Source organism: Rhizobium sp. 05L429 (assembly GCF_056397645.1).
The window spans coordinates 1-23,630 of the sequence record NZ_JBFTNV010000020.1 but is presented as its reverse complement, the minus strand read 5'-3'; the positions used below and the strand labels follow the sequence as shown (position 1 = coordinate 23,630).

At 54.9% G+C, this 23,630-nt stretch carries 19 protein-coding genes; 10 read left to right on the top strand and 9 right to left on the bottom strand.

Features of this window, described 5'->3' with window-relative positions:
- Nucleotides 1-36: 36 nt before the first annotated feature.
- Nucleotides 37-939: a sugar phosphate isomerase/epimerase family protein gene (locus tag AC1DNW_RS20725; RefSeq protein WP_477854217.1), complete on the bottom strand. Its 903-nt coding sequence runs from the start codon at nucleotides 937-939 to the stop codon at nucleotides 37-39.
- Nucleotides 940-950: 11 nt separating this feature from the next.
- On the bottom strand, nucleotides 951-1,985 hold the full coding sequence (locus AC1DNW_RS20720) for a Gfo/Idh/MocA family protein (RefSeq protein ID WP_113296371.1): 1,035 nt from the start codon (nucleotides 1,983-1,985) through the stop codon (nucleotides 951-953).
- 292 nt (nucleotides 1,986-2,277) lie between these two features.
- Here AC1DNW_RS20720 and AC1DNW_RS20715 point away from each other — a divergent pair, with 292 nt between their 5' ends.
- On the top strand, nucleotides 2,278-3,318 hold the full coding sequence (locus tag AC1DNW_RS20715; protein WP_113508583.1) for a substrate-binding domain-containing protein: 1,041 nt from the start codon (nucleotides 2,278-2,280) through the stop codon (nucleotides 3,316-3,318).
- Nucleotides 3,319-3,395: 77 nt separating this feature from the next.
- Here AC1DNW_RS20715 and AC1DNW_RS20710 read toward each other — a convergent pair whose 3' ends face one another.
- From AC1DNW_RS20710 to AC1DNW_RS20695, 4 genes are all read right to left on the bottom strand, one after another.
- The gene (locus AC1DNW_RS20710) at nucleotides 3,396-4,352 is read right to left on the bottom strand and encodes a rhizobiocin (protein WP_113508582.1); all 957 of its coding nucleotides are present in this window, start codon (nucleotides 4,350-4,352) and stop codon (nucleotides 3,396-3,398) included.
- 181 nt (nucleotides 4,353-4,533) lie between these two features.
- The gene (locus AC1DNW_RS20705) at nucleotides 4,534-5,838 is read right to left on the bottom strand and encodes an HlyD family type I secretion periplasmic adaptor subunit (protein ID WP_477854261.1); all 1,305 of its coding nucleotides are present in this window, start codon (nucleotides 5,836-5,838) and stop codon (nucleotides 4,534-4,536) included.
- 10 nt (nucleotides 5,839-5,848) lie between these two features.
- Complete coding sequence (locus AC1DNW_RS20700) at nucleotides 5,849-7,579, bottom strand: type I secretion system permease/ATPase (RefSeq protein ID WP_477854216.1); 1,731 nt, start codon at nucleotides 7,577-7,579, stop codon at nucleotides 5,849-5,851.
- Nucleotides 7,580-7,895: 316 nt separating this feature from the next.
- Nucleotides 7,896-8,678 (bottom strand): transglutaminase-like cysteine peptidase, encoded by a 783-nt coding sequence (locus AC1DNW_RS20695; RefSeq protein ID WP_477854215.1) that lies wholly within the window; start codon nucleotides 8,676-8,678, stop codon nucleotides 7,896-7,898.
- 128 nt (nucleotides 8,679-8,806) lie between these two features.
- On the opposite strand from AC1DNW_RS20695, the gene AC1DNW_RS20690 reads away from it, so the two are divergent.
- The 4 genes from AC1DNW_RS20690 to AC1DNW_RS20675 all read left to right on the top strand — a co-directional run bounded on the left by AC1DNW_RS20690 (nucleotide 8,807) and on the right by AC1DNW_RS20675 (nucleotide 13,390).
- A complete protein-coding gene (locus AC1DNW_RS20690) occupies nucleotides 8,807-10,258 on the top strand; it encodes an O-antigen ligase family protein (RefSeq protein ID WP_477854214.1) in 1,452 nt (483 codons plus the stop codon).
- 251 nt (nucleotides 10,259-10,509) lie between these two features.
- A complete protein-coding gene (locus AC1DNW_RS20685) occupies nucleotides 10,510-11,721 on the top strand; it encodes a polysaccharide biosynthesis/export family protein (RefSeq protein ID WP_477854213.1) in 1,212 nt (403 codons plus the stop codon).
- A 94-nt stretch (nucleotides 11,722-11,815) separates the two neighbouring features.
- Nucleotides 11,816-12,469, top strand: a complete 654-nt coding sequence (locus AC1DNW_RS20680) for a hypothetical protein (RefSeq protein ID WP_113296366.1) — start codon at nucleotides 11,816-11,818, stop codon at nucleotides 12,467-12,469.
- Nucleotides 12,470-12,901: 432 nt separating this feature from the next.
- Nucleotides 12,902-13,390 carry a hypothetical protein gene (locus AC1DNW_RS20675; RefSeq protein ID WP_477854212.1) on the top strand — a complete coding sequence of 163 codons (489 nt, stop codon included), beginning with the start codon at nucleotides 12,902-12,904 and terminating at the stop codon, nucleotides 13,388-13,390.
- A gap of 14 nt (nucleotides 13,391-13,404) precedes the next feature.
- Here the strand turns inward: AC1DNW_RS20675 and AC1DNW_RS20670 are convergent, their stop codons facing one another.
- A complete protein-coding gene (locus tag AC1DNW_RS20670) occupies nucleotides 13,405-14,313 on the bottom strand; it encodes a metallophosphoesterase family protein (protein WP_477854211.1) in 909 nt (302 codons plus the stop codon).
- A gap of 288 nt (nucleotides 14,314-14,601) precedes the next feature.
- On the opposite strand from AC1DNW_RS20670, the gene AC1DNW_RS20665 reads away from it, so the two are divergent.
- The 4 genes from AC1DNW_RS20665 to AC1DNW_RS20650 all read left to right on the top strand — a co-directional run bounded on the left by AC1DNW_RS20665 (nucleotide 14,602) and on the right by AC1DNW_RS20650 (nucleotide 19,661).
- A complete protein-coding gene (locus AC1DNW_RS20665) occupies nucleotides 14,602-15,636 on the top strand; it encodes a glycosyltransferase family A protein (RefSeq protein WP_113296364.1) in 1,035 nt (344 codons plus the stop codon).
- 319 nt (nucleotides 15,637-15,955) lie between these two features.
- Nucleotides 15,956-17,416 carry an oligosaccharide flippase family protein gene (locus AC1DNW_RS20660; RefSeq protein WP_113296363.1) on the top strand — a complete coding sequence of 487 codons (1,461 nt, stop codon included), beginning with the start codon at nucleotides 15,956-15,958 and terminating at the stop codon, nucleotides 17,414-17,416.
- 58 nt (nucleotides 17,417-17,474) lie between these two features.
- The gene (locus AC1DNW_RS20655; RefSeq protein WP_113296362.1) at nucleotides 17,475-18,617 is read left to right on the top strand and encodes a glycosyltransferase family A protein; all 1,143 of its coding nucleotides are present in this window, start codon (nucleotides 17,475-17,477) and stop codon (nucleotides 18,615-18,617) included.
- 36 nt (nucleotides 18,618-18,653) lie between these two features.
- Complete coding sequence (locus AC1DNW_RS20650) at nucleotides 18,654-19,661, top strand: polysaccharide pyruvyl transferase family protein (RefSeq protein ID WP_113296361.1); 1,008 nt, start codon at nucleotides 18,654-18,656, stop codon at nucleotides 19,659-19,661.
- A gap of 141 nt (nucleotides 19,662-19,802) precedes the next feature.
- Here the strand turns inward: AC1DNW_RS20650 and AC1DNW_RS20645 are convergent, their stop codons facing one another.
- Nucleotides 19,803-20,774, bottom strand: a complete 972-nt coding sequence (locus AC1DNW_RS20645; RefSeq protein WP_113296360.1) for a glycosyltransferase family A protein — start codon at nucleotides 20,772-20,774, stop codon at nucleotides 19,803-19,805.
- Nucleotides 20,775-20,919: 145 nt separating this feature from the next.
- On the opposite strand from AC1DNW_RS20645, the gene AC1DNW_RS20640 reads away from it, so the two are divergent.
- Entirely contained in the window at nucleotides 20,920-22,041 is a 1,122-nt protein-coding gene (locus AC1DNW_RS20640) for an endo-1,4-beta-xylanase (protein WP_477854210.1), read from the top strand.
- A 77-nt stretch (nucleotides 22,042-22,118) separates the two neighbouring features.
- Here AC1DNW_RS20640 and AC1DNW_RS20635 read toward each other — a convergent pair whose 3' ends face one another.
- A complete protein-coding gene (locus AC1DNW_RS20635; RefSeq protein WP_115037137.1) occupies nucleotides 22,119-23,483 on the bottom strand; it encodes an O-antigen ligase family protein in 1,365 nt (454 codons plus the stop codon).
- Nucleotides 23,484-23,630 lie beyond the last annotated feature (147 nt).

Here is a 23,630-nt window from a genome sequence, read left to right as displayed (position 1 = left end):
GATGGCCGGCATGTCCTCCGTGCCGGCCATAGTCACTCACACCGGATCGATGACGAAATCACCGCCCCGGGCATGTTTCAAATGGTTCAGTGCATAGACCTGGCCGGTCATTTCCAGGGCATCGCGATAGACCGGATCGTGCCAGCCTTCGATGTCGATGGAGCCGGACCAGCCGGAAAGCCGCAGTTCGGAAATTATGTCGGTCCAGTTACTGTCGCCGAAGCCCGGCGTGCGCATGAAGACGAACTTTTCCTTGCCGAAGATGCCATGTTCCTTGATCACATCCCAGCGGATCGTCGCATCCTTGCCGTGGACGTGGAAGATCTTGCTTGCCCATTTGCGGATCTGCGGCAGCGGTTCGATCAGATAGACCATCTGATGGCAAGGCTCCCATTCCAGGCCGATATTGTCGTCGGGCGTCTCGTTGAAGATCAGTTCCCAGGCATCTGGGTTATGGGCGATGTTCCAGTCGCCGGTCGCCCAGTTGCCATCCATGGCGCAATTTTCGAAGGCGATCTTGATACCCTTGTCGGCGGCACGCTTGGCAAGCTCGCTCCAGATCTGCTTGTAACGCGGCAGGCTCTCGGTCAGTGGCCTGTTTCTGACACGACCGGTAAAGCCGGCAACGCAGGTGGCGCCGAAGTGATGGGCGTTGTCGATGCAATCCTTCCAGCCTTGCAGCGTCTGCAGGTCGATGTCGGTTTCCTCAAGCGGATTGCCGAACATGCCGAGCGTCGAAATGGTGATGTCGCGATCGCCGATCGCCTCCACACTGCGCTTTCCGAGTTCGGCGAGATCCTGGCCGTTGGTGGTCTGCCAGAAAAAGGGCTCGAAGCTTTCGAAACCCATATCGGCGATCTGGGCAATGCGCTTGTCGACGCCGCCCTTGGAGGCGCTGACCATGGTACCGATGCGAATGGCTTTGGCGGGGTTGCTCACGTCATCTGTCCTTATGCTGAAATTTCGACACGGCGCCCGGTCCTGGCGCTTTCGATCGCGCCGAAGACCATGGCGAGGCTTCTGATATTGTCGGAACTGACCGTCTCCGGCCGCTTGCCCGTGCGGATCGCCTCGACGAAGCTTGCGATCACACTGGCATGGCCGTGAGTTTCTTCGGCGCGTTCCGGCGCCGGAACCTCGATCGGTGAAAAGCCATGAAGCAGGCCTGGTTCATTGCCGGAGGTAGCTGCGTTGAACCCATCCTCACCGTCCCAGGTCAGCATTCCCTTCGAGCCGACAATGCGCCATTGGCTTTCCCAGCTCGTGCGCTCGCCTTCGGCACACCAGGAACCGCGATAGGTGAAGACGACATCGTCGGAGAATTCGAAGGTGGCGTTGGCTGAAGCACCGTGGCGATACCAGGAACCCCTAGGATTGCGTTCGACACAATAGACGGCGAGCGGCTTCTTGCCTGCTACGTAGCGGGCCGCATCGAAAGTGTGGATCGCCATATCGAGCAGCAGGACATTATCCATCTCTTCGCGGAAGCCACCAAAATGCGGGGCGATAAAGAAGTCGCAATGAATGCCGGTGAGCTCGCCAATCGCCCCACTTTCGACGAAGCGACGCAGGCGGCGCACACCGGAAATGAAGCGGCGGTTCTGGATGATCGCGTGGATCTTGCCGGTCTCGGCGGCGAGATCGATCAAGGCTGCCCCTTCGGCAAGCGAAGTTGCCATCGGCTTCTCGCTGAGCACGTGACAGCCGGCCTTCATGGCTGTCGAAACAACATTGAAACGGGCGGCCGGGATGACGACGTCGAAGACGATGTCAGCCTTGGTTTCGGCAATGACGGTGGCGAGATCGCTGCCGATGCGAGCCGCGCTCAAGCCGAATTCCTCGGCGAGCTTTTCGGCGGCGGCAGGGTTGACGTCGACGAGCCCGACGATCTCGATCGCTTCGGCAAGATCAGGTGTTTCCTTGATCGCGCGCAGCCAGCCTTTGGACATAGCTCCGCACCCGCACAGAATGGCATTCAATTTCACGATTTCCTCCAGCGGTGCGCTTCAGATTTCCTCCCGAAAACGCCTTCCGTAAACGTTTACGATACTAAGCGGAAACGTTTACTGCTGTCAATGGCCGGGCATTCCAGCTAAATGCTGCGAAAAATCACAATGCGAACGGGCGCTTAGGCCAAAACCTTCGGCAATGCAGCAAAAGGTTTTTTTGAGTACCCCGCAAAATGACATCCCGCCGCTGCGGCAAACGCTTTCCGTAAACGTTTTCCCATGGCAATAAGATTGGATGGCCAGTATTCCGGAAGAAAGATCGCCTCAGATGAAAGGTATTCGTCAGCTCGCAAAACATCTCGACATATCCATCGGGACGGTTTCCCGCGCGCTGAACGGCAAGGCCGATGTCAATGAGGAGACACGCAAGCGGGTGCTGGCTGCCGCCGAAGAGTTCGGCTACGTCGCCAACCAGTCCGGCCGCAGCCTTCGTCAGGGCACGACCAACGTTATTGGCCTGATGATCGAGACCAGCAAGGAAACGGTCGAGAACAGCGACAACTTCTTCCTTGGCGTGACAGGCGGGCTGCAGAGCGTGCTATCGCGCCACAAGCTCGATCTCGTCATGCTCCCCTGCCCCAGTGACGAAGACCCTTATGAATATCTGAAGCGTATGGTGGCACGCCGGGTCGTCGATGCGATGATCATCTCCGCAACCCAACGTATCGACAAGCGAATCGATCTGCTCGTCAAGGCGAAGATCCCCTTCGTGGCGCTCGGCCGAAGCTCTTCCGGCGGCGGCAACTTCACCTGGATCGACCTTGACTTCGAAGGCGTCGCAGCCTGCGCCGTCGACCGCCTCGTTGCCAAAGGGCATCGCCGCATCGCCATCGCCGCGCCGTCGGGCGAAATCAATCTCGGTTATGTCTTCGTCGATGCCTATCGAAAGGCTGTGGAAAAGCACGGGATCAAATATGATCCGGAGCTGGTGATCCGTGTGAAATCCAGCGAACAGGGCGGCTACCAGGCGGGCGATGAACTGTTGTTGATCGAAGACAGACCGACGGCCATCATCCTGATCTACGAACTGATGGCGATCGGCCTCTACCGCCGCCTGGTGGAAGCCGGCATTGTCCCAGGTCGCGACCTCGCGGTTATCGGCTTCCGCGAGGAACCGCGCGCCAAATTTCTGCAACCGACGCTAACCTGCTTCAGGATGTCGCTACGCGACCTCGGTGCTGAACTCGCCGAAACTCTGCTTGCGAGCATGTCTGGCTACTCGGAGATCTATCACAACGCTACAAGCAATCGGATCTGGCCGTTGGAACTCGTTCCTGGCGAGAGTGATGCTTTTGATCTGAACTGCTAAACATTCTTTTCACGTCATGAAACGAATATGCCGCCTTACGGCGGCATATTCCTGAACTGAAAAATTATTTCAGATGGTTATGCGGTGAACCAGCCGTGGAAACCGCTAGCGTCCACACCGCTCAGCACGATCGTTTCACCCTTATGAGCGACGTCAGCACCGACATACTTTACAACAGCGTCACCACCGAAGTCTGTCGAGGTCCAATCGCTTTCCACAGTGCCCACGAGTTTGAGCTTATCCATGGTCGCGTTGAACCCGTCGATAGTATCCGTGATCAGAGACTTGGCCATGTCACCGAGGTGGAATACGAACGTATCCGCGCCGCTGCTGGCGATCATGTGATCGACACCGGTGCCACCATCGACTGTCGAGGACTTCAGATGGGTGTCCGAAAGATCGATCGTGTCGCTACCAGCACCGGCCTTGATGTCAACAGTTGTGTAGCGGCCATCAACGAAACCGTTGCCGCCGTTGAAGGCAGTCGCGCCGGTGATCCCGCCCGTTCCGGCAGCGCTGCCATCCTTGAAGCCGACACCCGACTTGATCGTGATCGTATCGTTGCCGGCGCCGCTATCTACGGATACAGCGTTTACCCAGCTGCTGTCATTCGTTACCAGCGAGATGGTAACCGTGTCGTTGCCGGCACCGGTCGAAACGTTTGCACGCTTCACGTTCAGAATCTCGACAGTCGATGAGGCGTTGCCACCGAGATGGACGTCGGCCTGAACAAAATCCTTGAAATAGACATTTTCAGCACTGTCGGATTGCGCCAGTACGTTCCTGACCGAATTCCACTTGCCGACAACATCAAAGTTGAAGGAATTCGTGTTCTGATCGTAGTCTACGGCAACCTCATTGCCGGGACCTCCGACCACTACAGAATCGACGTCAAAAGTCGATCCGCTGGGGCTTGTCGTTTCATGATGCTCGGTGCTGCCGTCAAGAGCGTTGGAATTCTGGGCTTCGATGCTCAGAAGGTCCGAAACGTTAGAGGCGCCACCGTTACCGAATGTGACTGTAAAACCTGCCATGAGTGTTCTCCATTGCTTTTTCGAATAAAGCTTTTAGTTGCGACGCCCGATTCACTAACTTCAGCAGTTACAAACGCCTAACTTAACTAATAGATAAGCATAAGATTTTGGCAAGTCTGTAACAGTGACGAAAGAGATATTTGGTCGGACCGTTTTTGGGACAATGATAGGCTTCCTGAAATCACTCTTCGCGAAACGCCAGTCTCAACCTGTCCTTGAAAGGTTTGGCAAAATACGAGATGACCGTCCGGTCGGAGATCTTGATAAAAATTTCGGCAGGCATGCCCGGATAAAGTGATCCTTCGGACAGATTCTTCAGAGTGGCCATATCCGGCGTTATCCGCAGAGTATAAAATGTTGCACCGGTTCGCGGGTCCGTCTGAAGGTCCGGCGAGATGACGGAAACCTGGCCTGCAATATCAGGCGTCGTTGCCTGGTTGAATGCCGTAAACCGGATATCGACCGGCTGTCCCTTATAAATCTGGTCGATATCCTTCGGTGCGATGGTTGCCTCGACCTGCAATTCGTCATGCTCCGGGACGATGAGCATCAGAACCTCACCCGATTGCACAACCGCATTGATATTATGAACGCTGAGTTGATAAATGCGGCCGGCGATCGGCGCCCGGATCTCCAGGCGAGCGAGTTGATCCTTTGTTGCGGCAAGCCGCTCCTCATATTCCGCGATACTCGCCTCGACGGAGGTCAGATCCTTGGAAACCTCCGATTGCCGGTCCTCGTCTAGCTGCAAGAGCTGGAGATCGAGTTCACCGATCTTGCCTTCGGTTTGCGCGCGAGCCGCAATACCCTGCCCCAATTGCCCCTCAAGCTCTGACTTGCGTCGCTTGTAGTCATTGAGCCGCTGCTGCGTGGTCAACCCCTTCTTGAAAAGCGTATCGACTTTCTCAATGTCCTCATCAACCAGCTTGACCTGATCGGAAATTGCATTGATCTGGACCGTCAGGCCATCGACTTCGTCATTCAGTTGCTGCTTGCGGGTCGCGACCTGTCTCTTCATCCCTTCAAGCGCATTCTTGCGGCTGGTAAATAGGTTCTGTTCGCTTGCAACCAGCGCTGTTGCCGACTTGGACGTCGTGAGATCCGACAATTTTTCGGGAACCATCAATTCAGATGCACGGGACGCCTCTGCCTGCAATCTCGCACGGCGCGCATAGAGCTGCGCGAGCGTATTCTCAGCGATCGAAAGATTGGCCTGCACAACGGTTCCATTCAACCGGACGAGCACTTGATTGGCATTTACCCTGTCGCCTTCTTTCACGTCGATTTCGCTAACTATGCCACCAGTAAGATGCTGGATCTTCTTCGTGTTACCCTCGACGATGACACGGCCAGAAGCGATAACCGCACTGGAAAGTTCGGTGGTCATCGCCCATCCGAAAATGCCGATGACCAAGCCAAATGCCAATAAAATGACCGCCGCGATCTGCTTGGCAAGCGGAAATTTTGCTATATTTCGTAAACGCATAGCGGCCTCATCATACATCGTTGGCAGCCGATGATGACCCGGCATCTTCGATTGCTCGCGGCTGATGGTCGGATGTGACCGGCCGGATATTCTGACGCAGCACCTGCCCGAAAATCTCTTCTTTTGTGCCGAACCGCTGCAATCTTCCGGCAGCAATAACCGCAACCAGGTCCACGTTGGCAAGCGCGCTTGGCCGATGGGCAATAACAATCACAATGCCGCCCCTTGCCCTGATATTGGCGATCGCGTTGCTGAGAGCGTTTTCGCCTTCAGCGTCGAGGTTGGAATTCGGCTCATCCAGCACGACCAGGAATGGATCCCCATAAAGCGCGCGCGCCAGCGCAACGCGCTGCTTTTGCCCCGCGGAAAGCGCTTCGCCGTTGGAACCGATCTTGGTCTTGTAGCCATCCGGCAAGTTCAGGATGAGGTCATGAACATTCGCCGCTTTCGCCGCATCGATAATCGAGGTGGCGGTCGCGTCAGGCCGGAAACGAGCAATATTCTGCGCCACTGTACCGGCCATCAGCTCGACGGTTTGCGGCAGATAGCCGAGATATTGACCAAGCTCGTCCATATCCCATTGGTCAAGGCTTGCACCATCAAAGCGCACTTTGCCGTGACGTATTGGCCAAGCGCCGACAATGAGACGGGCAAGCGTGGACTTTCCGGACGCACTCGGTCCAATCACCCCGAGGGCGCTTCCAGCGTGAAGCTCAAAGGAAACGTCCATCAGCGTGGGTGCGGACGCGCCGGGCGGTGAACCGGTTAGATTCTCAACCGAGAAGGTGAATGCCGGCCGGGGCAAGGACAGGGCCGCCTCCGTTTCCGGCGCGATTTCAAAGAATTTCTGAAGGCGCTTCCAGCCCTGCCGGGCTGATGTGAAGCCGCGCCAGTTACCGATCGCCTGTTCCACGGGAGAGAGGGCTTTTGCCGACAGGATCGAGCCGGCGATGATGCTACCCGCCGTGGCGTCACCATTGACCACGAGAATTGCCCCCACGGCCATGACGCCGGACTGGATGATCATGCGCGCCACACGCGACGCAGCACCGTAGACGCCCAAGATGTCGGCGCCTCGCCGGCTCTGCCGTTTGTACCGGCCGTGCAGCTCACGCCATATCACCATCATGGTGCCTGACATGCCCATGGCCTGAATGGCTTCCGCGTTACGGACGCTACCACCTGCAAACATGTTGCGTTGGCCACGGGCACTCGCAGCGCTCTCATTCAGAGATGCGGTAGACCAGTTCGTCAGCACCGTTATGGCGACCAGGATAACCGCACCGATAAGAACGCTGACGCCGATCCAGGGGTGCAGCATAAAACAAATGAGCAGGTAAAATGGCAGCCATGGAAAATCGAACAGCGCATTGGGGCCGTTGCTCGACAAAAACCCACGAATCTGGTCGAGGTCAGAAAGTGCCTGCAGACCGTCGCCCCTGACCTCTCCGGAGAAGGGCATTTTGAGCAGCGCCTTATACATGCGCCCTTCCAGTTGCTGGTCCAGAATGTCTGCGACGCGGGTCAGCATTTGACCTCGAACGACATCAAACCCCATTTGAAACGCGTAAAGCAATAGGACAAGGGCACAAAGAGCAATCAGAGATGGTATGCTTTTGCTCGGCAGGATGCGATCATACACCTCGAGCATGAACAGTGAACCGGTCAAATGCAGCAGATTAATAAACCCACTTGCAATCGCAACAGCAAGGAACGCATGCCATGTTCGCGCGAGGGACACTTTATATATCAACCTGTTTATCAAGATAATGCATTACGCAGTTTCTGATACACAGGTTTACTGCATTGGAAAAGTCATCCAATGTTCATTTTAGGGGTCGCCGCTATCAACGGTTTTTTGTTAGGAGAGCTTTACAACCGCTAATGAAGTATATCGCCCTATACAATTTCGCCATCAGCGCAGGCTCCGCAATAAGCTGCATCAATCCGGAAATGATCCGAGAATCGGCGAGATAACTATCGCTTTGAGACAGTTGCCTTTATGCAGCCGCGTATTTTCCCCGGATTCCTTCAATCCAGGCAAAACTTAAAAGGCACTAAAGTTCATACCATATCCGCGGGTTGTCACCCGACTGGATCATCAGCCAGCGAAGATCCGTATCCTTCCACGTCTTGATCGCATTCGTCCGGTTATCGAGCACCAGATCACCGTGATCGGTCTTGACGACGAGAACCGCGTGGCCTTCGCCATAAGGCGTCTTTGCAATAGCGATACGCAGTGCCTTCGGCGACCAGCCCATCGCAATCAGATGGTCGCGCTTTGTCAGCGCGAAATCCTCGCAGTCGCCCGACTTCACGTTCACTTGCCAGACATCGCCCTGACCAGGCAAGTCGTTGACCGGACGGATTGTGCGATTAACGGAGGCGTTGATGGCGCGAAGCTGCTTGTCTGCAAAGACGCTTAAAGAAACTTCGGAAGCACCGCCGCGAGCAGCGCACTCGTTCGGATTTTGTGCGCAAAACATAACATGCGCGAAAGGCGCGGCAGTCCTGCGCTTCTCAGAAATATAACTAACCGCCGGCGCCGTCTTCAGACCGCGAGCGAAACCGCCGGGACCAGCTGCCTGGGCAGGCTGAATCGTAAACAGAGATGCAAGCGCCACCGCCGTAACCAGTGCATGCTTAAACATTTTCGTACCCCGTTTCGCGACCGCCACGCGGTCGATATATCCATGCCGGTTGGAACCCGGCTTTTGGTCCTGCGTCCGAAACTCTATCCAGCTTCGACCGATGATCAGGATGATACGGGGGAGGAATCTCCTTCGCTTTAAACCAATCGGAACAATTTTAACGGAACGCGCTTTTCGGGGTGATCGCATGCACGGCATCCGCTTCGGGTGCGAATGTCGCACCCGAAGCGGACGGGGTTGCAAAATTCGCTTAATTCTTGCAGAGACAGGCGCAGCGGCGCCGGAGGGGCGACCGATATTTCATCAAAGTTTTCGCCGTGGCTGTGACGGATAGATTAAAGACCATATTTGCTGGCCTCTACAGCGCTCTCGTGCTGGCTGCAGTCATTCCCTTCGGCCTGGTGGATGCAACGCCTTTCGCGGTAGTCGCGATCTGCATGTTCACATTGGGCGTAGCGGCCCTGCTGCTTTTCGGAGAACCCCGGCGCGGACGCTGGGTATTTATCTGGGCCCTATTGCTCTTCATCATCACGTCGGCCTGGATCGTCATCCAGACGATCCAGGTGCCGTGGACCTCACTCGTCAGCCCGATCTGGAGGGATGCAGATAATCTCGCTAAAGCCTCGAGAGATACGATCTCCGTGGCGCCGGCTGATACGCTCGCGTCTCTCCTGGAGATCGCACTGCCCGTCATGACGTTTCTGACCGGCCTCATCATTGCCGACACAGACAGACGGGCTCGCCGTATTCTTATGGTCCTCGCTATCGGCGCAGGCCTGATCTCGCTGTTCGGGCTTGGGCAGTTCCTAATGTTTCCGAAGATGTTGCTGACAGATGCCAAACGCTATTATCTCGACAGCCTGACCGCGGTCTTCGTCAACCGCAATACGGCTGCGACCTTCCTGGGGCTCGGATTTCTGCTGCTTGCGACATTCGCTTCTGAAAACGGACGCGCTCATTTTGGATTCTCGTCCGCGCCCTCGGGCAGCTTCAGCGAAGGTCTCGGCTTCTGGCTGTTCACCGCGCTCGGCCTTTCATGCCTGACAGCGCTGATGCTGACCCAGTCCCGTGCGGGGTTGGTTGTGACGGGTCTTGGCTCCGTTTTTTACATCCCCTATCTCGTCAGCCAATGGAAAAGCAGGCGTTCCAGGCTCTTCTCGAGGGCTGCCGGCTCCGTGACACGAAAATGGCTGCTGGCAGCCGGCACAATTGTGCTTATCCTTATCTTTAGCGCTATTTTCGGCGGCAGAGCGATCCTGCGCGCTGACCAACGCGGCACAGATGACGGCCGCTTCTGCATATGGTCCGATACGATACACGCCATCTCGCAGAACTGGCTTCAGGGAACCGGCTTCGGCACATTCCGCGCGGTCTATTCAGCCTACCGGTCACCCGACTGCGGGATCGGCGGCATCGTCGACAGGGCCCATAGTTCCTACCTCGAAGGCTTCCTGACCCTCGGGATAATATTCCCCATTGTAGCTATCCTGATTTTTTTTGTGCTCATAAGGGCCTTCTGGACCGGCTACCGAGCACGCCATCGGCTGCGGCATTATTCTATTTTGGGTTGCGCCGGAACCCTTTTGACAGCGTCACATTCTGCCGTCGACTTCTCGATTCAGATTCCCGGTTTTGCCATCTTTTTCATGGCATTTCTGGCGGCGGTCATCTCAATTTGCTGCGGGCGCGAAGAAAGAGTCAGCGAAAACAAAAAGGACGTGCCAAACAGCTCACGAATCGATCGTTCAGTCGAAGTCTTTGAAATATGACGGTTTAAAGGCGATGGATACATAAAGCTGCCATTAAAGAAGATCGGAATATTCGTTTTGGTTGCATTCGAATTACCGCAGAATCTTCACGTATCAACGCATGCTAATTTACCATAACCGGGACAATCCATGTTGCCCCCTTGCCACAATAACCTTCTGTTAGGTATGGAGTACCTGACGGAGTCGGATATTTACTTGTCTCTTAAGTTGTCACTGCGCTAAACAGTTTCTAGCTATTATTAAGTAGGGTCATGATGGGCATTCCTGTAACTCGACGTAGCGGCATCGTTGTATCGATGCTGATCGTGCTTTCCAGCTGCACGTCTCTCCCCAGATCCGGTCCGGATCATACGGACATCGACCGCGATGCAACAATTAAGGTAACGACACCGGACCGAAAAGTCGGCATCGACTATGTTCTGATCGATCTGAACAAAGGTGTTCTGCCCTATTTTGACAAGATCCCGACAAGCTCTCTGCGCGGCGGATTCGCTGGCGGTCGCGGTGGCGCTCCGGACATTCCGCTCGGTTTCGGCGATGTCGTGCAGGTTTCGATTTTCGAAGCGCAGTCAGGCGGCCTCTTCATTCCGTCAGATGCGGGCAGCCGTCCGGGTAACTACATCACCCTGCCCCAGCAGACGATCGATAAGGCTGGTACGATCAGCATCCCTTATGCCGGCCGCGTTCCCGCAGCCGGTCGGATGAAGGAAGAAATCGAACAGGATATCGAAGACAAGCTGGCAAGCCGTGCGATCGAGCCCCAGGTCGTTCTCACGACGATAACCAGCCGCTCCTCGGAAGTCGCTGTCGTCGGAGACGTCAACAATCCGCAGAAGATCGTTCTTTCACCGGCCGGTGATCGCATCCTAGATGCTATTTCGGCGGCAGGCGGCCTCACGACTGCCAACATCGAAACCAACGTCACGCTTCAGCGTCGCGGCAAGACTGCGTCTATCGCTTATGAAACGCTGCTGAAGAACCCGTCAGAGAACATCTATCTCGCGCCGGGTGACACCGTTTCGGTCGAACACGAGCGCCGAACCTTCATCGCGCTTGGCGCATCCGGCGTCAACAATCGAATCGACTTCGAGGATTCGAACCTGACCCTGGGCGAAGCCATGGCGAAGGCCGGCGGCCTCGTGGATACCCGCGCAGATCCGCGCGAAGTCGTGGTCTATCGCAAGGTCGCCCGCAGCACTCTTCAGCGCCTGAACATCGATACCAGTCGCTTCAAGGGCGACGAGGTACCAGTCATCTTCCGGGCGAATCTGCGCGATCCAGCGACCTTGTTTGCAGTTCAGGAGTTCCGCATGACGGACAAGGACGTCATGTATATCTCCAACGCTCATACTGTTGAGCTTGTGAAGTTCCTCGACATTCTGAACTCGGTGACCTCCACGGTCAGGGGCGTTTCTAACGATGCCCTCGATACGCGCGAGGCCGTCCGAGAGCTCGGAAATTAAATATATTGAGCAATACTTCGAGCGCCTTACATTGAACGGACTGGTGCTCAACGGAGTTTATGTTATAAGCTCTGTTATCTTTTGGAGGCTGGGTATGGTAAACACAGGCAAGAACATAGCGAAAGGTGCTGCCGCCTTTGCATTTGGCGCGCTTTGCTTTGCAACGTCGTCTTTTGCAGGCAACTGCTTTTCGGGTCCGGGCGCAGCGAGCGGCTCGCAGATGGACGCCTTCAAGGCGACCCCGGCAAGCATTCTTACGGGCAATCCGTCCGACAGCCTGCTCATCGGCTCGGTTCGTGATCTCACGGCAACTGAAACCGACATCACGGCGGACTTGCTGACGCTGGCGGCCGCTCCGGCTACCACAGACGCACAAAGAGCAGCCATTGGTGCCGGCCTTGGTCGCGCCGTCAACGTCTGCCGTCCGCAGCATTCCGATCTCGCCGACGAGATTGCGGCTGCGGTTGCAGCAGCAATTCTGAGCAACCCCGCGCTCGGCAGCTTCCGTACCGCATTCGAAGCTTCGCTGACCGGCCAGACTGCTGTCGCGGCGCTCGGCGGTGCAGGTGGTGCAGGTCCGGCAGGCGGCGGTGACATTGGTGGTCCGGGCGCCACAGGTCTGGGCGGCCCGGCTGACAATGAAGCCGGCGGCGGCGCTGTACAGGGCCAGGGCTCGCTCCAATCAGGTGCAGCGGGCAGTGGCAATTTTACGATTATCCGCAATCAATCTGTCAGCGGCAGCATCTAATCCAGGCCTTTAAAGGCCCACTAGCGCATTTCCGGAGAGGCTGTTCAGCCTCTCCTCTCCCTTTCATCGTCTAGAGAACGGCTCCTACCTCGCGCGAATTTTGTCGGCAGTGGAGCAGGTCGCTCCTGCAGCAGGTCGAGCCGGTAGGATATGTGGCAACGCGCCAGAGTAAGCGGACACGCGCAGCAAAGGGTGCTGACGCGAGCAGCGCTTTCACTTCCCTCTCCGCTATCTGTTCTTTTTCTTCTGACTGCAGTCGTACTCCTCATTTTTGCTATCGCCGACATCAAGCAGTCGGCACGCTTTGCCGATATCTTTCTTGTTGCTGAGCGGCTTGAGCAGTCGGAACAAGTCAGCCTGGAAACGCTCATCAAAACGGCTGCGAAGACTGACGCGATTGTATCCGGAGACTATTGCCGTTCAGATATAGTCATGGCGGGCACGACCCTGGTGCTGAACCGGCTTGACGCAGCTAACGAAATCACCGGCTATGATGCCTGGGTGAAGGCCGCCGACGATGCCGAGAGCTACATGCGCCACGCCGTGTCCTGCATGCCGACCGAAAGCAACCTCTGGCTCAGACTCGCGATCGTTCGTGCCATCATCGTTCAAGAACCCAAGGCGATTGCCCGGTTGCTGAATATGTCTGCTCGGCTCGCGCCGGCCGATGAATTCGCACTTCTCGCCCGCCTCTATTTCTGGAATCGCCTCAACGCCACAACGCTCGAAAACGCCCACCTCTCCGTTGAGAGCGACGTGAGCCTTCTGCTCAAGCTCGGAGATTCGCGGAAGGTTGGACCGGCCTTGACCAGGATCAGCCCGGCCCTGCTGCCCTACGTGAAGACTGCCGGCGCAAAGCTGACTGCAGAGAGGAAGACTTCGCTCGCGTGGTTTGGCCTCAATCTCGACAAGCTGCCTTAAGCATCGACGCTAACTCAGCTAAGCACGACTGCCTGACGGTTCATTATACGAAGTACGGTAAGCCTGCCTGTCGCGAAAGCACCGGTGTCGATGGCAATGCGCCCGTTTCCAAAGAAGGGCCGCTGTACAGGCGTGTGCCCGTGAACCACCAACAATGGTAATTCCGGCCCGCGCGTCAGAAATGGCTCACGCATCCAAAGCAGATCCGAATCCCTCTGCTCTGGCAACGGCACACCTGGCCTAAGGCCAGCATGAACGAAGACGATATCGCCAACCGTCAACATCGACGGCATTTCTTGAAGAAACTTCCGGTGGTCGACCGGAACAGCATCTCGCAAAGCGCGATCCAGCGCAGCAACTCCGCCGTGCCTCATCAGATAAGCGGCATCGACCCCGTACGACGATAGAGTTTCCGGGCCTGCAAAACGCAGCCATCCAGGAAAAGTGCCCGGATCTTCCAGCAGCCGCCGGAAGGCCTCTTCGTGATTGCCGCACAGTGTAACCCGACTAAACCCCTCATCCCCCGACCGACAAAGATGCTCGATCACATCTCGCGAACGACGTCCGCGATCCACATAGTCGCCGAGCGTCACCACGAGTGCACGCTCTCCGTGAATGGCAGCATCCTCGCGAATGCGCTGCTCCGCATGAAGCAGCTGGTCATAACAACCATGCACATCGCCGATTGCGTAGATGACGGGGAATTCGTCCGGTTCGAAACTCAACCTTGCCCGCCTCTTTTCAGCTGCTCCATTCGACGGCGGCGCGTCCTTCCCCAGCAATTTCTGCAGCCAGCCGAGGGCACCGGCCCGTGAACTGTTGCGACTGATTTTGCTATCGATGTCTGATGCTTCGTTCATGGTCACTAACATATTGGAGTTTATGGCCTTGGCCAGGTTCTGGAGACGCATAGTCGTGGCCATATTGCCGCGCCTTGGCCTCGATTTGGCGCGGGCTGTTTGTCGGCAATTCTGGTGGAAGGTGCAATCGAACAAAATTCAACGAATGCTTTTAAACTTTTTTTCGCCATCCTTGTATTTCACCGTAAAAATTAAGTTGTCGCTATGATCAAATCCGTCCCCATGAAAGGTTGATGCCTGTAATTTCGAGCAACAATAAGAAGCTTCGGCAGATCGTGCCGCGTATATGATGATCTCTACTTCGCGAATCAAAAACCTAGACATAACCGACCACGAAGCAGGAAATATCGCGTGCGTGAATTCGGCGTTTCCATTTGCATACCGACTTGCAATCGCCCGCGACTTCTCGAAGCGGCGTTGGTGAGCTGTGTGAGCCAATCCATATCTCCCGCACAGATATTGGTTGGCGACGATTCACATGACAGAAAAAGCGTCGCACTCGTGGACCGATTATCGCGAGAGACCGGCATCGGTATAAAATACTGGAAACATTCCGAGAGTATCGGCCAGGCGGCCAATCTGAATTGGTTGATCGACTCCACAAATTCGGAATATCTCATATTCCTGCATGACGACGATCGGCTGGACACCAACGCGATCGAAACACTTTACGAGGCATGGCTGCAGTATCCGGAGGCGCAATGCTTATACGGCAAGCAGCATTTGATAGATCATGCCGGAAATATATTACTAGATCGTACAGAACGCTGGAATCTCCGCTATTCCCGTGTGAACGAACTTGCCGGCTTGCAAAGATCGAACCTCTCGGCAGCCCTTCAGCAACAGCTTCCCAACAACGGTTTCCTCATAAAGACGGAGTTGGCGCGAAAAGTGCGCTATCGCCCGGAGACAGTAATTGGCCACGCCGTCGATGCCGACTTCGGCATTCGTGTTGCTCTTGCCGCTGCGCAACGCTCCTTCGCTTATATTGACACCTTCGTCTCCGAGTACCGGCTCAATCCGGATTCGATTTCCCAATCGACGACCATTAACCGCCGTGAAGACATGCTGTTTGAGTACATTGAGACGCTCGAGCTTCCGGCCACCGATGAGAAAGCCCGGGATGGTTTTCTGGAGCGGATTGCCGTTGCCGCCGCACTCGATGCCGCTCGCGCACGCAGGCGATGGACGGCGTTGAGGATAATCTTCTCCAGATATTACACGGAGACCCTGCTGAGCCGCTGGACCCTCTACCGCTTCCTCTGCACTCTCTCCCCCGGTTTGGGGGAAAAGATGCGGCGCTTCCTCACCCGCATAAACCCGGATCTGGAAGGCGACCGAGATCGGCAATGGCGGCAATTTGGCAACGAATATGCGAAGAAATAAACTTGTGGGCCAATTTTCCGGAAGCAGCGCCGAAATTGGTGGTTGCTGTCAGGTTGATCCATGATGGATGAGAATATATTGCTCTGCAAAAAATATATTGCTCTGCAAAAAGAGTTTGCCGTTGGATCTTGAGTTTGACACGTTGTTCGATATGGTGGCGCGTAATTGGCGCCTCCGCCACCCACCTGTTAGGCATCATGCGATGACGATGGAAGGAGGCGAAGATTGATGCGGGAAAATCAATTGGTCATCCGATTTTGCCAGAAAAGCATCTTTCAGCCCGAACTTCACCAGAAACGTCCCGGCAAGAGTGGCCTTCATGAATGATGTGAGTAACTTTCGTCGCCGTGCAGTAAGCGCGATGTTCTGGTCATTGTTCCAGAATTGGGGTGGCCGTGCCTTGAGCATGGTTGTATTTGTCCTGCTCGCTCGCCTGCTCGCACCGACACAATTCGGCATTGCATCCTCAGCGTTCCTTGTGATGTCGATGCTTTCGCTGATCGCGGAATTCGGTTACGGCGACGCTCTCATTCAGAAGCAGGGTCTGAAGGAGCACGACGTCAACATACCATTCTACGCGTCGATGATAGTTTCAACGGCTCTCGCATGTATTGCCGCTTTCCTGTCCGAAGACATTGCACACCTGATGAACGTCGAAGGATTGGCGCCATACCTGATTGGAACCGCTGCGATCTGCCCATTCCTCACACTCGCAAGCTTTCAGGACGCGATGTATCGACGTCATGTTCAGTTCCGCGCTCTGGCCATGCGCACGCTTGCCGGAATCATTATTGGCGGCGTTGTCGGCATTGCCATGGCGCTCATGGGCTTTGGAACCTGGGCATTGATCGGGCAGTTTGCCGCTCAGACGCTGACAAGCGTGATCTGGTTATGGGCCAAGCCCGTTTGGAAACCAAACGGTGATTTGAACTGGAACACGATGCCCGGGCTTAGCAAGTTCGGTCTTAATGTCGTTGGTCAGCGGCTCATCGATTTTTTTACACTGAGAAGTATCGATTTCGTCATTCTGCTTGTCTACGGTCCGGCGGCGCTTGCGCTCTTTACTGTGTCTTCGCGCCTTTACCAGCTGTTGCTGCAGCTGCTTCAATCCAGCATTTCCAATGTGGGATTGACGATGCTCTCCAAAGTTTCGGACGACAAGGCGCGTTTGCAACGTCTCTATCTGCGCAGTTCATCGATCGGCGCGTTCTTCGGAACGCCGGTATTCTGCGGCCTTGCCGCACTGGCTCCTGAAGTCAACCACATTATGTTCGGCCAGAAATGGGCCGGCGCCGAACATGTGATGGTTCCATTACTGCTGATGGGCGGCATCCACTGCGTACAATTCATCAACGCATCGTATCTGACTGCACTCGGCCGTCCGCAGACCCTGTTGTGGCTCGTCATCCTGAAGGCTGTTCTGGTCTTGCCTCCCCTCTATTTCATACGGATGGACAGTGTGGCTGGCACTGCAATGATCTATTGCGCAAGCCTTGTATGCCTCACACCATTCTCATTTGGTGCCACGTTGAGCGCGCTGTCGCTGAACTGGAAGGCCATGATCAGACCCGTCGGCGTACCAATGCTAGCCTGCGCGGCAGCTTTCTTTGCCGTTTACGCTACCCGCACATGGGGAGGCCTGGGCGAATTGAATACCGTATACAGCCTATTATTATTCGGAGCAATTTTCACGGCTGCATATGCGGTGTCCGTCGCAGTACTTGCCTTTGATATCGGCCGTGAAAACGTGCTGTTTCTTCGCAACGCAGTCCGCAGATAAGCAATCACGACGCTCGCCGGACAAGTTCAACCTGCTCACGCAAAAGAGGAGATCGAGAATGACTGGCACATCGATGGGGATGCCTCAGATCGACGTTCTCATTCCTGCTTACAATGCAGAGACCACTATTGAATCCGCTGTTGCCAGTATTCAGTCTCAGACCATCCGCGACATCAGAATTATCATCGTCAACGACGGCTCGACCGACCGCACACAGGATATCTTGAACAAGATCGCGGAGGCCGATGAGCGAGTTCAGGTTCTAACGACGCGGAACGGCGGGATAGTATCGGCATTGAATGCCGGTCTGGAAATTTGCAACGCCGAATTTGTCGCCAGACATGACGCCGACGACCTCGCCTACCCCAACCGTTTTGAAGCGCAACTCAACTTCTTGCAGAACAACAAGGACTGCGTGGCGGTAGGCTCAAACATTCGACATATCGACCAGAACGGAAAGCTGATCGGCACCCAGTCGAGACTGTATGGGGATGTTCGACCGGACCCTGACTGGTTTCCTTCAAAGGAACCTTATCTGATGCACCCTTTCCTGATGGTGCGTCTTGACGCGATAAGGAAGGTCGGAGGGTACCGCTACGCTGTTCATGCGGAGGATACGGATCTCTATTGGCGCCTGCTTGGCGTGGGTCGGCTGCATAATTTGCGTGATATTCACGGGGAATACCGCATCCATAGCGGCAGTATATCCAGCGCATCCATGCTCAATGGTCGCGTTGCAGCAGTTGCATCTCAACTTGCAGCAATTTCTCATAAACGCCGCGTTCAAGGCCTTCCGGATATTGACTTTTCGCCCGGTCTGCGAGCGGACTATGAGCGCGCCAAGACACTTGGCAGCATACTGGAGCTTGCCGGGCAATCTCTTTCCCCTGATGAACAGAGCTACCTTAAGGCCGCCACTTCGGCAAAACTCCTGTCTTTGATGGAGTATAGACCTTATATCCCGGATCATCAGGATTGTGCCTTTATCGGCGAAGCGCTCGGCCAAACCGCCCTTTCCAAACAGAACAGGCGCGAGATCAGTCGGCTGAAAGGCAAGACTGCCTTACGGCTGTTGAAACTGGGCAGGCTGTCCGATGCCTTTGCGCTGCAACCTTCGTTGGAAAACATCGCACGAGCCGTTGTAAGCAATTTAAAGAAAAGCTTCTTTAAACGCAAACAATCCACCGCCCTGACAAATTGAAATAGAAATTAGAATTCTGTCGACGGAGAATAGAATATGAGCGTCGTGTCTCAGCTGCAAAAGACGATACTTTCGACTATGAGCGATCTGGTGCCGAAGGATGGGCGCTTTGCTTTGGTGGACTTTCCCGATCACAATAACGTAGGGGACAGCGCTATTTATGTCGGCGAATCCGATCTCTTTAAGCGGTTTTCGTTGCGGCCTGCTTACATCTCGTCAGTCCACCACACCAATTGGACAGATATGGAAAGCGCAATCGGCGACGGTCCCATTTTCATTCACGGCGGAGGAAATTTTGGCGATCTTTGGCCGGAATTCAATGATTTCCACGAGGAAATCCTGAGACGCTATCCAAACAGAAGAGTCATTCAGCTTCCTCAAACGATATTCTATGAACAGCCCGAAAAGGCTGCGAGTATGGCAGCGCTCTGCGAAGCACATAGGGATTTCGTGCTGCTGGTACGCGACCAGCGCAGCTATGACTTTGCGAAGGAGAATTTCAAGGCGGATATCAGGCTGTGCCCCGACAGCGCTTTCATGATCGAGAAACGAGATCGGCTGCCCCCTACTCATGAGCTATTGATGCTCCTGCGGCAGGACAAAGAGACACGCGGTGTCGACATTTCGAAGCATCAATATTCGAAGGATCGAGTTCTCATCGTCGACTGGCCCGAAGAAATTTCCGACAACTCGAAGCTCAACAAGATCAAGTCATACCTCTCGGCCAATGCTCACGAGCCCTGGCAGTTACTTCCAGGTAACAAGCATCACCGCCGCGGAAATCTGCTGGAGATGGTTGCGCGCGCTCGGTTGAAGACCGGAACCGAACTACTGTCGAAGGGGCGAACGGTCATCACGGATCGCCTTCACGGGCATATTCTTTGCACCCTTCTGGATATCCCGCACGTCGTCATCGATAACAGCTATGGCAAGATCAGTGGCTTTGCCAAGGCATGGGGGACATTCAGCGAAAACCGCTATTTCGCTCAGTCGCTCGATGAGGCAATTTCCATCCTTAAGGAGCGGCAAAACCTTGCGATCTGACGCCGTCCGGCGCGCGATTTATCAACGTCGAGGAATGTAGTGCAAGGCCTAGCGCGGCTCATAAGCGCGCTAGGTCACATAGACTAAGTGAGCCTCAAACACGCATCCGCGTGTCGCCAAAAGGTTACGCTTCCCTATTGATCACGGAAGTGCGCGCTTCTGAAACCGGACGATCCTCACGAACTCGGCAGCAAATTTTGCGAAATGCTCCGAAAAACCGAGCAGGCTGCCCCAAAATCTCTTTTCTGAACGGGTCGTGGTCTGTGCGAGGAATGCCCTTGCACTGGCAATTTCGCGTCCGAGGCGACGCCATGTTATAGGCCTGTGCGCCGGGCCAGACGTTTCCCACCAGCCGCGCACATAGGCGGCGCGCGTCTCAGGCTTCAAAAGATACTTCATATAATAAGCGCCCCGCCCCCGATCGTAGCTTAGCAGGATGTCCGGTACATCGGCCGCCTTACGACGATGATGATGCAGAATTACTGGACGAGGGTCGTATGCGCCTCGATATCCAGCCCATACTGCCGCCGCGACGGCATCGATATCCTCACAAGGGAAAGGCGTACCAGCACCAAGGCGACGGTCAAAGCCGCCGGTCTTGACCAGGACATCGCGTCTGATCACCATATTGGCGCCTTGAAGCATGCCTGCGGAAACATAAGCATTGGCAGGAATTTCGACCCTATGATCCCGCAGGTCGATGGTTACCGGCGCATCGTCCGGATCGAAGAGCTCGATACGCCCTCCGATAAAGCCCAATTCCGGGTCTTCACGAAAGACCTCCGCCACGCGATCGATGTAGTCAGCCGGCAATATGCAGTCATCGTCGGTAAAAGCAACGATCTTGCCACGCGTTGATCGCCATGCAGTATCGCGCGCTGCACCCAGTCCACGCTGAGCCTCATATGCGTAGTGTGCATTCGGGCAGACCTTGGCAAACGCCTCTATAACTTCCTTCGTTCGATCTGTGGAAGCGTTATCAAGAATGATCGCCTCCCACTGATGACTGGACCGCAGTTTCATCAGCGAATCCAGCGTCTCCTCGAGTTGGTCGTGCCGATTTCTGGTGCATATTACCACCGAGACCTCTACCGGGTGATCAGCTTCGGACATCTTCACGCTCCTGCTATTTCAAGGCCATTCTGCCAATTGAAATTACACAAAAGGGGCACCTATGAAAGGAAAAATTCGTTGGGCTTTGGCATTGTCCTGACACATTGACCCTGAAAAATATAGGTAATTTCAGGCGGAGAAATTTATGCGCAATAATATCGGCCATTGGCCTGCAAGGCGTATCGATCGGCGAACTTTCCTCCTCGCTGCCGGCGCCGCGATCGCTACCGCTTCCGTTCAAGTCAGCAATGCCGATGAGCCGAGCGAAACACCTCTGAGGCAGAGAGCCGAGAAGAGGGGCCTTGTTTTCGGCACGGAAGTCAACGCCGGACCATTGTTCAGCCTCAAGCCCTATCGGGATGCGGTGCTACGCGACGCTGCAATGATAGTTCCTGAGAATGAAATGAAATGGAGGCCCACCCAGCCAACGGCACGCCAGTCCAACTATTTTAACGCTGACCGAATTACCAAGTTTGCCGGAGATAATACCCTCCTTTTAAGAGGCCATACAGCAGTCTGGCATCAAAATCCTCCTGTATGGACGAAAGATATTCTTGCCGGCGATGACGGCCAGAAACTCGTTCTCGACCACGCTCGCGACATCATCAATCATTTTCGCGGACGCGTCATGGAATGGGATGTCGTGAACGAGGCGATCGCGCCGGAAGACGGCAGGCCCGACAACCTGCGTAACTGGACGCCGTATAATAAAGGCGGCATCGATTTCATCGTGGATTGCTTTCACGCCGCCCGAGAAGCCGATCCGAAGGCCAAATTGTACTATAACGACTATAGCGTTTACTACCAGAGCCAGGGCAATCGAAGAGATGCGATCCTGGGATTTCTGGAAAAACTCAAATCCAAGGGCGCACCGATTGACGGGTTTGGCATTCAAAGCCACCTGATCGCAGACGCCGAATTCGATGAAAACGTCTATCGGCGGTTTTTATCAGAGGTCGCCGATCTCGGCATGAAGATACGTGCCACGGAGCTCGATGTAAGCGACGTCAGGCTCGAGCCCGACATAAAGTTGAGAGATACAATCGTCGCGGCCCACACCAAACAATACCTCAATGTGCTTTTCGACGAACCCGCCGTCGTCGGTCTTGTCACCTGGGGTATGACCGATCGCTTTAGCTGGCTTCATAAAGGTTGGCCGAGAAAAGATCATTTGAGACAGCGCTGCTTACCGCTGGATGACAATTTCGCCAAGAAACCAATGTGGTATGCAATTGCTGACGCGCTCGACCACGCGCCTTCACGCTAAATTCGCGATGGGATACCGTCTTGATAACGGCGTAACGATCAGTTGAGAAAATGAAGTCGGTGATTGACAGCAGCGCGTCAACTCAGAGGTGGCACCGTTCGCTCGTGCACAAATGCCTGCTTGGGAATAACAGACGTTGACCCTTTCCAGGATCTGCGAGCAGGCGCCTGTTGACGACGGCGAAGTCGCTCGCGAACCGGCAGGGCTGCAAAAGCAGCGTAGGAGAAGGCGAGCCAAAAGGTCTCATTCAACGAAGGGTCGACGATGATCGTCTCGGAATAGGAACGTATACTCAGCAATATGAATATAGCTGTTGGAAGCGCCATCTCGGGGATACGCCGAATAGAAATTGCGTAGAGCAGTCTCATCGCAATGATTGCCCAAATCGCTACCGCAAACAGCAAGCCCGGCAATCCCAACTGCAGTCGAAAATCTAGCCAGGCATTATGTGCGTGAGGCGCGGGCCAATGCAGTTCCTGCAAAACGATCGGCTTGAAGAAATCCGTCGCCCAGATACCGTTGCCATAACCCCAGAAGGGGTTTTGGTCGATCATGAAAGAGGCGAACTCCCAAACCTCTGCACGTCCGGTCAGTCCCGCATCTCGTCCGAGCAGGGTGTAAATGATGCCGCTTGATATAATTATGACACCCGCAACAGATGCCACAAGACCGGTGAAGAACAGCAGCACCAAGGGGTAGGAAACCCTGTTAACCACATAGATCAGATACGCGAGGATGGCTGTGATGACGAATGCAGCCAAAAGCGCTGTTGCCGAATTCGCGATAAGCAACAGAAAAGTCGCCAGACAGGCAATAGCCACGATGTGGTAGGGGTTCAGCAGCTTCATGCGCCATGACACAAGGGCAACAAGGAAGGTCATCGATGCCGTGCCTCCCATAACGTTCTTGTGTATCATCGCGCCACGCCAGGCACCGCGCAAATCCTCCGCGCTATAGGAAAGCGACGGGACCGCGACGATCATGAAGAGCGAAATCGTACAAGAAATGCACAAGCTTATCGCGAGAAGCTGAAGAACCCGTCGATACGGCACAAATTCCACGAGATAGACGGCATAGAGCGTAAAAACGAGCATACGCCCTGTTCTGTTGAACGATTGCCCCGGCTCAGGCATCCAACGTGATGTGCAGAACGCCCACAGAAGAAAAACGAACAATATCCAGTTCCGCCTTAGGGCAGATATGGACTTCTGTGGATTTCTACTGAAAAGCCACACAATATAAGTCAATATGACGGTAAGTATTATTGTCGTATTAAGCGGACTCTTAATAACAACAGCGGCAAGCGCCGGAGATTTCCAACCGAGGTACGAATCCAGTGGAAAGAGCGTGCCAATCAGAGGAAACGTAATGATAAAAACGAGTGCGAGCTCGCGCGGCGAAAGACGATAGGGAGAAGCCTCCTTTTGCCGGGCAGCATTCATGCTTCGACCCTCGATACCTTCTGCTCCGATTTAATACCGCTAGATTCGCCATTTTCCGCGGGATAGCGATCCGTAGGCTGGATTTCTCTACGCGGCTCCACGATACGACGCGCAAATCTTATAAGCCTGCGCTCGATAAGATAGTGA

What these genes read in the sequence shown, in the direction of transcription:
- AC1DNW_RS20715 (WP_113508583.1), top strand. Translation starts at nt 2,278, where the DNA reads ATGAAAGGTATTCGTCAGCTCGCAAAACATCTCGACATATCCATCGGG.
- AC1DNW_RS20710 (WP_113508582.1), bottom strand. Translation starts at nt 4,352, where the DNA reads ATGGCAGGTTTTACAGTCACATTCGGTAACGGTGGCGCCTCTAACGTT.
- AC1DNW_RS20705 (WP_477854261.1), bottom strand. Translation starts at nt 5,838, where the DNA reads ATGCGTTTACGAAATATAGCAAAATTTCCGCTTGCCAAGCAGATCGCG.
- AC1DNW_RS20695 (WP_477854215.1), bottom strand. Translation starts at nt 8,678, where the DNA reads ATGCGATCACCCCGAAAAGCGCGTTCCGTTAAAATTGTTCCGATTGGT.
- AC1DNW_RS20685 (WP_477854213.1), top strand. Translation starts at nt 10,510, where the DNA reads ATGATGGGCATTCCTGTAACTCGACGTAGCGGCATCGTTGTATCGATG.
- AC1DNW_RS20680 (WP_113296366.1), top strand. Translation starts at nt 11,816, where the DNA reads ATGGTAAACACAGGCAAGAACATAGCGAAAGGTGCTGCCGCCTTTGCA.
- AC1DNW_RS20675 (WP_477854212.1), top strand. Translation starts at nt 12,902, where the DNA reads ATGGCGGGCACGACCCTGGTGCTGAACCGGCTTGACGCAGCTAACGAA.
- AC1DNW_RS20670 (WP_477854211.1), bottom strand. Translation starts at nt 14,313, where the DNA reads ATGGCCACGACTATGCGTCTCCAGAACCTGGCCAAGGCCATAAACTCC.
- AC1DNW_RS20660 (WP_113296363.1), top strand. Translation starts at nt 15,956, where the DNA reads ATGAATGATGTGAGTAACTTTCGTCGCCGTGCAGTAAGCGCGATGTTC.
- AC1DNW_RS20655 (WP_113296362.1), top strand. Translation starts at nt 17,475, where the DNA reads ATGACTGGCACATCGATGGGGATGCCTCAGATCGACGTTCTCATTCCT.
- AC1DNW_RS20650 (WP_113296361.1), top strand. Translation starts at nt 18,654, where the DNA reads ATGAGCGTCGTGTCTCAGCTGCAAAAGACGATACTTTCGACTATGAGC.
- AC1DNW_RS20645 (WP_113296360.1), bottom strand. Translation starts at nt 20,774, where the DNA reads ATGTCCGAAGCTGATCACCCGGTAGAGGTCTCGGTGGTAATATGCACC.
- AC1DNW_RS20640 (WP_477854210.1), top strand. Translation starts at nt 20,920, where the DNA reads ATGCGCAATAATATCGGCCATTGGCCTGCAAGGCGTATCGATCGGCGA.
- AC1DNW_RS20635 (WP_115037137.1), bottom strand. Translation starts at nt 23,483, where the DNA reads ATGAATGCTGCCCGGCAAAAGGAGGCTTCTCCCTATCGTCTTTCGCCG.